This window comes from Bacillus sp. 105MF, from assembly GCF_000374885.1.
GTDB classification, from domain to species: domain Bacteria; phylum Bacillota; class Bacilli; order Bacillales; family Bacillaceae_G; genus Bacillus_A; species Bacillus_A pseudomycoides.
On record NZ_KB895571.1, the window covers coordinates 1 to 13,782 of the forward strand.

Consider the following 13,782-nt stretch of genomic DNA (forward strand, 5'->3'; position numbering starts at 1 on the left):
TTGCATGATAAAAAAGAGCACTTTGTCCCAGATTTTTACGCTTATTACCAGAGCAGATAACAAGTCTAGGAACTGGATGCATGACAAAGTGTTCTATCCTCGATATAAGAACAAAGTAGTTGTACCTATTTTTTTTACCTTTCGTCGGAAGATAGAATGGGTCGTCTTACATACAGACACTACCGAACTCTATATTGTTGTATCCTCTTTGTTGAACGAGAGAAACTGTTTTTGTGAGGACAGAGACAGGAGAATCCCCCACCTCAAGCTCTTGTAGAGGTAGGTAGGGGTAGTTCAATAGTAGTTAGATTCCATAGTTAACAAGCAATGAATCAAAAAGTTCTGCTTTCATAAATCTAGAAAGCAGAACTAAAGCTTTCGTATTATTGATATTCGCTAAAAAGAAGAGAAGCTACTTACTCTTGTTATAATCAGATCTTGTTAAACCATAAACAACAGTATCTTCATACACTCCCCAATACAAACAACTTTGTTTAAATGTTCCCTCATGTTTCAATCCTAATTTTTGCATGACTTTAGAAGAGGCTGGGTTTTTAGTAAAAGCATCGGCGTAAATACGATTTAGCTGTAATTCTTCAAATGCATATGTAACGATGACCTGACCGGCTTCTGTACAGTATCCTTTACCCCAATATGATTTACCCAGCCAGTATCCTAGTTCTCCTTTATTGTGTTTTTTGTTAATAAAAAGGTAAATACAACCGATGAGCATATTTTGCTCATTAACCATTGCAAAGTGAAAACTGTCTCCCTTATCCATAGCTGTATGAGTAGAGGTAATCCACTCTTCTGCCCAGCCATCTGGATAAGGGTGAGGAATAATTGTAGTAGTTTTCGCAACCTCTTTATCGCCTGCTAATTCTTGAACTCTCGGAGCATCATCTAATTCAAATGGGCGTATTGTTAATCTTTTAGATAAGAACATTGGATATTGCATTTCTTCTCATCCTTTCTAACTATACAAGTCTTTACTAAGTCTATAATACATAATTTTAAAATAAAACCTTATTAAAAAGTTGAATCTTCTGTTTAATTAATGAGTCAGATGTATAATATAGTTATGTTACAAGGAAGTGAAATTTTCATGTTTGGAAAAGGGGAGTTCTATATGCGTATTTTAGTACTAGGAGCTGGAGGAGTCGGAGGGTATTTTGGAGGCCGTTTAGTAGAAAAAGGGGAAGACCTTACTTTTCTCGTTCGTAGTGGACGAAAACAACAGCTTGAGAAAAATGGTCTTGTTATTCGTAGCATAAATGGAGATTTCTCCTTTATACCACAATTAATCACAAAAACTGAATCCGCAGATCCATTCGATTTAATTTTATTTTCAACAAAAACTTATCATTTAGAAGAAGCAATAAACGATTTGAAGCCATTTGTTGGTGAGAACACAATTATTATACCACTACTAAATGGTATAGCCCATCTATCTGTATTACAACGGGTATTTGGTGAGGATAAAGTTATTGGAGGTTTGTGTTTTATTGAAACAACATTAAACGGTGAGGGAGATGTTGTTCAAACTAGCTCTGCTGACCGACTTATATTTGGGGAAATTAAACATCTACATACAGAGCGAATATATGGGATTGCCGATGCATTAAAGGGTACAAAAGCAAGTTTTGTTTTGAGTAATCATATCGTGCAAGATATGTGGCATAAATATTTATTTATTACTGTTATGTCAGGTGTGACTACGCTAATGCGCGCACCAATAGGACCAATCCGTGAAAGTGATGGGGGACGGGACTTGATTCGGAATTTATTTGAAGAAGCAGCACAGATTATGAAAGCATCTGGAGCCCCAATTCAGGATAATATTGTTGACGAACATATGAAGACGATCGATAAGATTTCATATGATATGAAATCTTCTATGCAGCGGGATATGGAGAAAGATTCACCTATCGAGGGGGAGTACTTACAAGGATATTTGTTAAAATTAGCAAAACAATTTCATATAGATGCGCCATTGTTAAAAATTATTTATCAAAATTTAAAAGTTTATGAAGAGATGCTGTAAGCGAACATTCCAACAGTCTATAGAGAGATTCGTAGACCTGCTGGTGTGACGGGTTTTCGAGGAGACATTTCCAAGCGAGTTACTGTAAATGAGATATAATTGGCTTGTTGTCTCTTGAAACAAGCTACAGCATAAGGAGAGGTGATTACATTGATTAAATTTGTCCAAGTTATGTTCGGTAAACCTTGCAAAAAAGGTGATACGTTCCAAATTAAATTTGCACGTTTTGTTTATTGGAGTGCAATTGTAGGCTACTTTTTTGCGGTGATTCTTTTTGGGATAGCTTCACTTTTTAATAAAATATTCATTCCATCCCTTGTAGGCTCTTTGTTGTTTCCGTTTATATTTAGATTGGTTTATTATGTGAATTTAAAAATGAATGGTCTCGAAAAAGAAGGTGGATATAAAAAAGTACAAATCAGGTAATTGTATATGAACATTCAATATTTTATCCCGCTATTCGCCGATAGTAAGACTCTCACCTTAAAGTTCAACGAAAGGTTGGTTTATAAAAGCGGCTGTGTCACAAGACTCTGCTGATAAATGGCGTGCTGAGGTAACACCAGTAACAGGAAAACGCTTAATAGAAGCGCAGCGTATTACAGCTGGATATATCCATTTATGGTTTGATACGTACGTGAATCAATAAGAATTGAACTACCCCCACCTTCACTTCGTTTAGAGGAGGGAGTCTTCTCGGTTAAAATGATAAACTTACACATGACACAACTTAATAGAAAGAGAGGAGCTCTTACCAGAAAGGCCCTCTCTTTCTATTAAGTTCATTCGATCAATCTGTGTATTACAATCATGTTTGGTATACCAATTGTCTGTGCAACAAGGATGTCTTTATTAAGATACGGCAACGATTCTAGGAATAATCCACCATATCTGAAAATTTTCCCATTTATGTTTCGAATTTGCTGGTATTTTTACACTATCATCAGCTTCTAATAGATATTGTTCTTCATTTTTTAAAATTAAATTATCCATAATATTTAAAAGTAAAAAATTTCTTCTTCTAAACTATAGAAAAGAAACTTTTTACTTTTGAGATGTTTTTATTTTTAAATTTCTGGTGATACGGTGGTACCTAAAAAGATAAATAAGAATATTAGTTTTCGAGAGTAGATATAGGAAGATTTACATTGATTGTCGTTCCTTTACCTACCTCACTTTCAATAAGTATCTTTCCTTGGTGCTTTTCGATCATTTTATAACAGATCATTAATCCTAAACCGATACCATCTTCTTTAATACTATAAAATGGCTCTCCTAGATAAGGTATACGATCTTTTTCAATTCCGCATCCGTAATCAGTAAATCGAATGTTTACCTGGTTTTTATCAGGTTTATATTCGATTTGAATCAAGACTTCCCCTCCCATTGCTGTCGCTTCAATCGCATTTTTTAAGATATTTATAAAAACTTGCTTTAATTGATTTCCTTCACAAAGGATGAATGAAGTATCAGATGTAAACTCAGTTGTAATTTGTATGTTGTTCATCATTGCTTGAGGCTGAAGTATCATTACAACTTGTTTCATTAATACATTAAGATCATTTGTTTTAATTTCTAACGCCTGAGGCTTTGCTAGTGCCATAAATTCATTTGTAATACTTTCTATTCGCTCAATCTCTGATAACACGATATCTATATAATGTTCATTTTTCTTATTTTCCGATGATTTTAGTAAATGCATGAATCCTTTCATTGCTGTTAAAGGATTGTTAATTTCATGGGCAATTGCAGTGGCTAATTGACCAACTACAGCAAGTTTCTCTGATTTTCGTAATAATTCCTCTGTTTTTAACCGCTCAGTGATATCTCGAGAGATACTCAAGAAAACGTTTTTGCCATTCAAGTTAAAAACACGGACACCAAACTCAGTTGTTATTGTTTTTCCTGTTGGAAAAACAAATTCATCTTGCAAAGTGAAAGAAGTTTGCCCTTCTCTAATTTTTTTTATTACTCTTTTGACCATTGGAGAATCTGGCGGAACGGTACTAGGAAATGGCATTGAGAGAAGCTTCTCTCTACTATATCCAAATCTTTTACACCCAACAGGATTTACCTCTATAAATCCTGTTGGAAATTGATCCTCATTCAGCTCTACTACATATACTGCGTCAGTTGCTTGTTCGATTAGTGCACGGTATTTCATTTCACTGTCTTTTAATTGTTGATGTAATCGATGGAGTTCTCTTTCTGCTTGTTTCCTTTCAGAAATGTCTCTACAAATTCCTGATAAAGCAATTATATTGCCCCTTAAATCTAGAATGGGTGAAACCGTCAAGCTTACATCAATTAGAGTTTTATCTTTTCTTTGTCTAACTGTTTCTAACCTAGTAATAACAGGGTCTTGTATATTGGTATTTTTAATATTTTTTATAAATTCTAAAGTTTCATTCATTAAAAAATCAGGTATGCAAGGTAATTTTTTTCCCAAGATTTCTTTTTCTGACCATCCAAATATCTTTTCATAAGCTTTATTGGCTTGTATCATATGTCCATCTAAATCAAATATAGTGATAGCATCTACGTTATGATTAATAAATGATTCCAGCCGATCTTTCGTCACCTTTAGTTCATCTTCCGCATTTTTTCTTTTCGTTATATCAACAGTAGAACCAACTACCTCAATAACTGTTCCTTCTCGTTTAACAGGCCTAAGAGAGAAAAGTATAATAGTCTCATCATTGGGCCATGGCAGTTCGAAACTGACTTCTTCACCATCCCATGCCTGTTGATAATATTTTAGTAGTCGAGGAAGTAAATGAAATGAAATAATGGAAGAATCTATGGTAAGTAAACTTCTTCCTACCACTTGTTCTGAGTGAAACCCATGTTGATAAAATAACTGCCCATCACACATAGTATGAATAAAATTTCCATTTACTTTTTTAAATTTAAAAATACCTCCTTGCAATTCATGTACGGTATCCCTTAATTCTTGCTTGGATTCTAGTAATGTTTCATTCGCTTTAGTTAAATTTTGTGTTAAACAATATAATTTTTGGTAGGACTCCATAAGAAAAATACAGATCAATAGTCCAGAAGATATAAATAATGTACCTTGAATGTCAAAAAGTATAAGAGGTATAGAAGGAAAAAAGAATCCGAATACCAAATGGATCATAGCTATATAAACAGCTAGATAGAGAAAGACTCTCTTAAAGGGATGAAGCTTCTTGAGATAAGTTTCAAAAATAGTATATATAGTAGCTATTCCTAAAGAAACAATCAAAGATGGTCCCCAATTACCACCAAGATAGAAAATGCGCATAATTATAATAAATGTTATTGTAATCCAACCGGCCGTACGACCAAAATAAATGTACGAAATTATAAGAGGAGCCATTCGAAGATCATAAAACAATCCCATGTGCTTAAAATTAAAGACCATCAGAATAGCAGCTATGATACCGGCAACTACTCCTCCGTATAGCCGGTTTAATTTAGAATTAATATTCAAAATCAACACTCGAATGAATATAGCTGAGCTAACTAGGAAAGCAAAAATAGATAGATTAATGAAGAATCCTTTGAAAATCATGTAATATTCCTCCTCCCATTGAATATATTCGACAAAAAGTAAGGAAATCCTACAAATAAAACGGGTTTTAGATTTAATATTTCGAACAATAAGAGTATTAATAGGGGAACTGATAGAAGTAATCGATGGGTCTAGATATATGTATACTGTAGTTGAAAAAAGGTGAAGTCTATTCATTAATAGATAGCGTATATATAAATAATTTGATTGTGGTGCAAAAACTTCAAAAGCTAATTTTATATGATGCATTATATTCATTCACGAAGTAATACCCTATATAATCATCACAATTTTTCTATTTCTAAAAATTTAAGCCATTGTTTAAAAATTTTTGTTTACTTTTTCTAAATAAGGGAGTATGATAATCGACAGTTTCGAATTTCTAAATCGCTGAAACCTGATGGTACGGGGGAACCGTTTTTATGGATTGATACATAATCCAAGGGGTGAATCCTTGCAAAAGAGGTAGGGCTACTCACAGGCCCGAATCCGACAGCTAACCTCGTAAGCGTTATATGAGAAGGAAGGTGGAGCTTGTGCGACAAAAAAATTAATGTCTACAAGTCTATTTGTTATGGCTTGTAGACATTTTTTGTTTTCTGAAAAATAGCGTATTAATTTGACTAAAAGAGAAATGTACGTACAAAGTTATTGGAGAGTGGACAGCAGTGGTTTCAACTATAAAGAGGTTTTTAATTGGAAGACCCTTAAAATCAACCGAATTAGGAGAGCAAAAGCTTAATAAAACGAAAGCGTTAGCGATTCTATCTTCTGACGCATTATCATCGGTTGCCTATGGTCCGGAGCAAATATTGATTGCTCTATCTACAGTGGGGGCGTTAGCATTTTGGTATTCTATTCCAATCGCAATAGGAGTCTTAGTTTTGCTAACAGCTCTAATTTTGTCTTATAGACAAATTATTTTTGCCTATCCTCATGGCGGGGGAGCATATGTAGTATCAAAAGAAAATTTAGGTGTTAATCCAGGATTAATAGCCGGAGGTTCCTTATTAGTAGACTACATTTTAACGGTGGCAGTAAGTGTATCTGCAGGTACAGATGCTATTACATCTGCTTTTCCTAGCTTACATGCTCATAATGTAATTATTGCTATTATCTTTGTATTATTTATTACAATTTTGAACTTAAGAGGAGTAACGGAATCAGCTTCTATTTTAGCTTATCCCGTTTATTTATTTGTTTTAGCGTTATTTATATTAATCGGTGTAGGTATATACAACATTGTAACAGGTGAAGTCTCACCTAATTTGCATACACCAATTGGTACACCAGTAGCAGGGATTAGTTTGTTTTTACTTTTAAAAGCATTTGCATCAGGTAGTTCTGCTTTGACAGGTGTTGAAGCCATTTCCAATGCGATTCCAAACTTTAAAGATCCGGCTCCTAAAAATGCTGCTAAAACGTTACTTGCGATGGGCTCCTTACTTGCAGTGTTATTTTCAGGAATCGTATATTTAGCTTACTATTATGGTATTACTCCAAGTGAAGAGGTAACAGTTGTTTCACAAATTGCCGAAGAAACATTTGGACGGAACTTCATGTATTTCTTTATTCAAGGAACAACAGCGTTGATATTAATACTTGCTGCTAATACTGGTTATTCTGCTTTTCCTTTACTAGCAGTTAATCTTGCAAAAGATAAGTTTATACCTAGAATGTTTACAGTTAGAGGAGACCGATTAGGGTATTCAAATGGAATTATCATACTTGGAATTGCTTCAATTCTTTTAATTATTGCTTTCCAAGGGCAAACAGAACATCTTATTCCACTTTATGCAGTAGGCGTGTTTATTCCATTTACGTTGTCCCAGTCTGGAATGGTGGTAAAATGGATTCGTGAAAAGCCTCAAGGATGGATTTTAAAATTAACGATTAATTTAACGGGTGCTATTATTAGTTTTATAGTTATGAGCATGTTCTTTTTAACTAAGTTTTCACAAGTTTGGACAGTCTTAATTTTCTTACCTGTCATTATTATTGTTTTTCATCGAATTAGAAAGCATTATGAAGCGGTAGGTGATCAATTAAGTCTTAAAACTTGTGAACCAATTGTGCCGATTGAAGGGAATGTCATAATTGTTCCTGTTGCTGGGATGACTCATGTAGTAGAGAATTCATTAAATTATGCTAAATCCCTTTCACCAGATCAGGTCATAGCTGTTTACGTTTCTTTTGAAAGAGAAGATGAGAAGAAGTTTGAAGAAAAATGGAAGAAATGGCAGCCTGAGGTTAGACTGGTGACACTACACTCTCATTACAGAAGTATTATTCAGCCGCTAACCAAATTTATTGATACAGTTCAATATAAAGCTAGCGAATCAAATTATCGGGTTACTGTAGTAATACCGCAATTTATTCCTAAGAAAGGCTGGCACAATATTCTTCATAACCAGTCTAGCTTATTGATTCGTGCATTCTTGCTTTATAAGAGAAATGTAGTTATTACAACTGTACCGTATCATTTGAAAAAATAAAGATTATAGAACAAGCAATTTCTAAGGTAGCTTTACTTATGTAGAGCTACCTTTTTATACAAATAGGTTTTATATCTTATCTTTGTGTATCCAATCCTTATGTTAAATTTGGTATTTCGAAACTTTTTACCACTCCAAAAGTTATTCTTTCTAACCTTGTTAAAATTCCTATCCAATTACTTTCACCAATTCTTTGAACGACCCTGGTTTTTAAAATGATTATCTACATTTTATGAATATATTTACTACTATTAAGGCAATAAAGATATATAGTTTTTGATTTTTTCTTTAAGAATATTATTACAAAAGTGCATGTTCCACATCCACATTCGTCATTAAGTAGAAGGGGGGAGTTTATATCTGTTTCTCCATACCAATCTATCTTTTTAAGAAGTTGTTAAAATAGAGTGAATGATAAGACGGAAAAGGATCTGATTTACAGAAGAGCAAGGAGAGGATATATTCGTGCACAAATAATTTTAAGGGTACGCTAGGAAATTTCTAATTCATCAAGAAAAATTAAATTTAGAATGAATGATATAAAGAAGCTTCATGGGGGGAGGAATGTTAAATTTCAATACATATTTTATAGTAGGGAGTAGATTTTAGTGGGAATTGAACAATACGGTGGTCACTATACTTTCAATTAGGAAGGGAAAAACATGAAATTTTTGTCTCGTTTTGTCCGGCATTTCCGCCGCTTGCAGTGGAAACTGACTTTATTTTATGTATTAACAACCATTGGTGTTCTATTAACCCTTGAAGTGGTAGGCTTTCTTATTTCACTTAGTCTAGTGAAATATAATGCGGACCAAATGTTTGAACAACAGATAAGCATACAGGCCCAAAATATATCTTCTAACTTTAATGGACCATTGATTAATCAAAATCAACTGAAGAAGGCATTAGAAGATTGGCCCATAGAAGTAGGGACTGAATTCGATGGATTTTCTGTGGTGACTGATCCAAATGGGAAATTACTTGCAAGTGCTGGAGAGAATGTGCCTCAGTTTATTGATTTTAAAACAGAGTTCCCTGCGAAAGTTTATCGAAATATATATACAGCTCTGTCACTGAAACCATCCGAAGCACGTAAGTTAAAAACATATAGCTATCATAAAGGTGGGGTTTTATATATTGTTGCTCCGTTATCTAATGAGAAAGATGTTCTTGGGGTATTAGTAGTTAAAGCAGAAAACATACATTTTTCTTTGTTCGATTTTTGGAAGGCCACTTTTCAGTTTTTTGGATTTAGTATTTTGGCTTTCTTTATTGGTGCAGCAATTGTTGGTATTACTTTTGGAATTATCACCTCTCGAAGTCTCGTTCGTCGTATTCAAAAGATATTAAACTCTACAGATCAATGGAGTCAAGGAGATTTCACAACATTTGTACATGATCCTTCAAAGGATGAATTAGGGCAGTTGGCACATAAGTTGAATCAAATGGCGAAACAATTACGTACCTTACTTAGAGTGCGGCAAGATTTAGCGACACTTGAGGAACGCAATCGATTAGCTCGTGAGCTACATGATAGTATTAAGCAGCAACTGTTTGCTACATCTATCTGGCTGAATACTAGTAAATCCCTTATTGGAAAAGATGATGATATCGCTAAGGACCATTTGCTAAAGGCAGAAAACTTGTTACATCAAACGCAGCGGGAGTTAAGTGCATTAATACGGGAATTACGTCCTGTCGCACTTGAGGGAAAGAATTTGGCACATGCATTAAAAGATTATGCGGGGATGTGGCAAGAACAAACGGGTATCATGGTTAATTTGGAGACAAGTGGACAGCAACAAGTATCCCCCATTATTGAAGAAACATTTTTTCGCATCACACAGGAGGCACTGAATAATGTTGCACGCCACAGTCAAGCAAATATGGTAATGATTCATCTAGAGTGCGAAGAAGTAGTAACTCTTTTTATTCATGATAATGGTTGTGGGTTTGATATTCAAAGGGGAACTCGACAAGGAGTAGGTTTGTCCTCTATGCGTGAACGGATTCATACGTTAAAAGGGAATATCGATATCCAAAGCGGGATAGAGAAAGGTGTGAAAATTACCGTTCAATGTAAACAAGCAGACATTCGGGAAGATAACAATCCGAATGCCAATGGTTATTTAGAAGAGGTGACAGAAAATGGAGAAGGAAGATCCGATTTCGATTTTAATTGTTGATGATCATGCAATTGTAAGACAAGGATTGAATACTCTGTTCACAATTCAACCTGACTTTCACGTGGTTGGAGAAGCAGAGAATGGTGAGAATGCTACGGACCTAGCTGCTGAGCTTGTGCCAGATATCGTACTCATGGATTTAGTGATGCCGGGTATCAATGGTGTAGAGGCGATACGAATGATTAAACAAGTTAGTCCTCGTTCTCAAGTGATTGTGTTGACTTCTTATCATGAGGACGAGTACATTTTTCCAGCGTTACGTGCAGGGGCAATATCATATGTGCTTAAAGACATTGAGCCTAATCAATTGGTTGAAACGGTAAGGAGAGGCGTACAAGGCGAATCCATTATGCATCCACGGGTGGCTGCACGGGTTGTTAATGAGATTCGTGCTACGAAACAGGCATCTCCCAATCCATTTTCCGAGCTAAGTGAACGAGAATTGGAAGTATTACGATTGATTGCTAGGGGGCTCACGAATGCTGAAATTGCTGAAAGTCTTTTCATTAGTGAAAAGACAGTGAAAGGCCATGTTAGTAACATTTTAAGTAAGCTTCATATGCTTGATCGTACGAAAGCTGCTGTTTTTGCATGGGAACAAGGGTTTATGCGTCCGAATCAGGAAAGCGATTATTGATTTATATTTAGAAAGTTCTCAACCCAATTCCTTTACATGGAATTGGGTTTTTGTTTTCTAGCGACATTTACAAGAAGTGGGCCTAAAGCCTTAATCATGTAAACTCCTGTTTATAAACGGATCTTTAGACCTGTTTATAAACAGGTCCGTGGATTCGTTTCAAATTGTTTCTCCTATTATAGTATGAACTTACTCATCACTATCCACTAAGGAGTTGGAGACTATGGTTTTTAAATTAAATTATATACGACAGTCGACTGAGAATAACTCAGAATACACATTGAAAGATAGGAAGAGGAATCAAAATAAACTGCTGTCAGATTGGCATAGATGGGTTGCTTATATAGCTGCAATCTGGTCTTTCTTGTATGGGATTTTGGGGCTTTATTGGGCTTTAGGAGGCGCAGGATTTCCTTTTGGTGAAAATGATTCAAGAGGGGTTATGATGGGATCATTTTTAGCAAACATACAATCAGATGTGGGAGGAGTGACAATCGCTTGCATTGGAGGGATTGGAGCAATCGCTGCATTGGCTACAATCCGAATGTGGGGGGGAATGATTCCACGTGCAGTCCTGCTCATTTTCGCATGGATAATGTGTATGACTCTAGTGTTTGTGATTCCTGATGTCCGGGTATTACAGAATTTCGCTTATTCATTCATGCTACACTTTCAACTCATTGATTGGTCTGTAATAAATCAACTTCTATGTATGGTAGGAGGATTTTTGTGGGGAGCCACAGCCTTGGCTTATCAGCGGCGGAGCCGGGAAGCATGTGTGAATTGCGGACGCCAAAAGGAGACTCAGGATAACTCAATTGCCGGAAACAGTTTGGGGAAATATGCAACCTACATTGCTATCGTTATGGCACTTCCTTATGGCATTGTCCGCTTAGCGTGGGCTGCAGAGATTCCATGGGGAGTGAGTGATGCAGCAGCAACATTAATTAGCAATCAATCATTTACGGAACGTTTGATAGAGGTCGTACTTGGGGGATTACCAATATGCGGTGCTATTCTTACATTGGGACTTATCCAAAAATGGGGAGAAAATTTTCCTCGTTGGTGCCTTTATTTGGCTGGAAGACGTGTTCCTATTTGGTTCGCGGTGATACCAGCGATATGTGCATCTGTTCTTATCACTCTTGCGGGATTAAAAATAAGTCCGATTATCATTTTGAAAATATTGGATGGTTCCATCAATGCTGGAAATTGGGGAGAATTAGGGCCTTCACTATTTTGGCTTCCATGGGGAATAGCATTAGGAGTGGCAACTCTTGCTTATTATCAAAGAAGGAAAGGCCAGTGTGGATTTTGCGGAAAGTTTTAGCATTTGAACTTTCTAATAGAAGGGGTGGTTTTCGAGATGTTAAAGATAAAGAAAACAAGTGAAACCGGAATTCATATTGTTGAGCGGTTATCGCTATGGCCAAAATGGATTGGGTATGTTGCAGGTGCGTGGTCGTTTATGTATTTCATATTAGGTTTGTATTGGGCGTTGGGAGGAAAAGGTTTTCCACTTGGGATAGGGGATCCACATTCTGAATACTCAATGCTAGCTGGTTTGAGGCCTGAGATCGGTGCACCTATGATGGTTGGATTTGGATTAATGGGAGTCATTGTAGCTGTCCTGATGATTCTTGGCTGGGGCAAGGGACTTTTCCGAATGATGTTGCTCACGTTTGTGTATATGTTAGTAGCAATTCTATTATTTGCAGTTATCGATTACCGTATTTTGGCGACTGCGGCGTATGGAATTGTCTTTCTGGTTGGAGCGCCATTTGATTTTCCATCTGAAGCTAATTTTTTTGAACACATGATGTATGGGATGGTTGTAAATCAATATATTAGTATGCTCGGATCCTTTCTATGGATTGCTACTGCTTTAGCCTACCAACGCCAAATACGAAATGCTTGTCCGTATTGTGGCCGAAATAGTAATCCTTCTAAATGGACATCACAATCCTCAGCAGCATCTTGGGGGAAATGGTGCACTTACATTGCTATTATAATTCCCATCTGTTATTCCATAACAAGATGGTGTTGGGCGATAGGCATTCCACTAGGAACGACTAAAGAATTACTTGATTCTTTTGAACGTGATTCACCTGGAATTTGGTTAATGGGTGCGTCTTTGGCAACCGTAGCGCTTGGAGGGGCAATTCTTACGCTAGGGCTTATTCAGCGATGGGGAGAAATTTTTCCGCGTTGGTTTCCATTATGGTTACTTCAGCTGGTTTGATGTACATCCGAGGTTTTATTAATAAAGGGGGCCTAGATCATAGGGGATGGGCATTGGAAGGTCCAGAGTTATTATGGCCAATTTGGGGAGTGGCTCTGTTTGGCGCTACGATAGCTTACTATTATCGGAGGCGTAATAAATGTAGACACTGTGGTAGTTTGTAGTATACTTTGCTAATCAAAAAATAGAAATAGAATAGGATTTCTCAGTAAACTTTACCATTTAATTGGTACTAGTGAGCGCTCGTTTTTAGATAATGAATATAGGATATAGATGGGACTTACTACCTATGAATAAAAGAGCAGAAAGGGAATGTTTTTATCAGGAGGATGATTAATTCATTTTCTTTTTTATAAAAAGAGAAAATGAATTGTTTTCTGCAAGGGAGAAAAAGTTTTAAAGTAAGGAAATCTGCTCTGTAAAAAGAGTGTATGCATAATTGCATACACTCATGATAATTATATCAAAATAATAATTGCTATGGCGATTCTTTTAGAGATAAAGGTGCTTTTCAATGAAAAATACTCTTATTAATATTTTATAAAGTTAATGTTACTTTATATTGAAATAAAGACAAAAAGCCTATGGAATAGCGGAAGAAAAAATACACCTTTACGATAAA

At 35.8% G+C, this 13,782-nt stretch carries 8 protein-coding genes, 2 pseudogenes and 1 riboswitch; of the genes and pseudogenes, 8 read left to right on the plus strand and 2 right to left on the minus strand.

The features are described 5' to 3' along the window. Positions 1-412: 412 nt before the first annotated feature. Entirely contained in the window at positions 413-958 is a 546-nt protein-coding gene (locus tag C564_RS0111060) for a GNAT family N-acetyltransferase (protein WP_003196811.1), read from the minus strand. A 171-nt stretch (positions 959-1,129) separates the two neighbouring features. Between C564_RS0111060 and panE the strand changes: the two genes are divergently transcribed. The 3 genes and pseudogenes from panE to C564_RS34655 form a co-directional block, all read left to right on the plus strand. After that, complete coding sequence (panE, locus tag C564_RS0111065; protein WP_026008531.1) at positions 1,130-2,044, plus strand: 2-dehydropantoate 2-reductase; 915 nt, start codon at positions 1,130-1,132, stop codon at positions 2,042-2,044. Positions 2,045-2,194: 150 nt separating this feature from the next. Next, the gene (locus tag C564_RS0111070; RefSeq protein ID WP_018765378.1) at positions 2,195-2,470 is read left to right on the plus strand and encodes a hypothetical protein; all 276 of its coding nucleotides are present in this window, start codon (positions 2,195-2,197) and stop codon (positions 2,468-2,470) included. Positions 2,471-2,534: 64 nt separating this feature from the next. Further along, positions 2,535-2,693 (plus strand): annotated as a pseudogene (locus tag C564_RS34655) (phospholipase); the annotation flags it as partial. Between the two features lie 465 nt (positions 2,694-3,158). Here C564_RS34655 and C564_RS0111085 read toward each other — a convergent pair. Further along, positions 3,159-5,600: a PAS domain S-box protein gene (locus C564_RS0111085; protein ID WP_018765380.1), complete on the minus strand. Its 2,442-nt coding sequence runs from the start codon at positions 5,598-5,600 to the stop codon at positions 3,159-3,161. 378 nt (positions 5,601-5,978) lie between these two features. Next, positions 5,979-6,127: riboswitch (cyclic di-AMP (ydaO/yuaA leader) on the plus strand. 141 nt (positions 6,128-6,268) lie between these two features. Between C564_RS0111085 and C564_RS0111090 the strand changes: the two genes are divergently transcribed. The 5 genes and pseudogenes from C564_RS0111090 to C564_RS33430 all read left to right on the plus strand — a co-directional run bounded on the left by C564_RS0111090 (position 6,269) and on the right by C564_RS33430 (position 13,324). Then, positions 6,269-8,095 (plus strand): APC family permease, encoded by a 1,827-nt coding sequence (locus C564_RS0111090; protein WP_018765381.1) that lies wholly within the window; start codon positions 6,269-6,271, stop codon positions 8,093-8,095. 662 nt (positions 8,096-8,757) lie between these two features. Further along, positions 8,758-10,281 (plus strand): sensor histidine kinase, encoded by a 1,524-nt coding sequence (locus C564_RS0111095; RefSeq protein ID WP_018765382.1) that lies wholly within the window; start codon positions 8,758-8,760, stop codon positions 10,279-10,281. Further along, positions 10,244-10,918, plus strand: a complete 675-nt coding sequence (locus C564_RS0111100) for a response regulator (protein WP_018765383.1) — start codon at positions 10,244-10,246, stop codon at positions 10,916-10,918. The genes C564_RS0111095 and C564_RS0111100 overlap by 38 nt, the downstream gene beginning before the upstream one ends. A gap of 223 nt (positions 10,919-11,141) precedes the next feature. After that, positions 11,142-12,248 (plus strand): hypothetical protein, encoded by a 1,107-nt coding sequence (locus C564_RS0111105; RefSeq protein ID WP_033794803.1) that lies wholly within the window; start codon positions 11,142-11,144, stop codon positions 12,246-12,248. A gap of 36 nt (positions 12,249-12,284) precedes the next feature. Continuing rightward, positions 12,285-13,324, plus strand: a pseudogene (locus C564_RS33430) (hypothetical protein). Positions 13,325-13,782 lie beyond the last annotated feature (458 nt).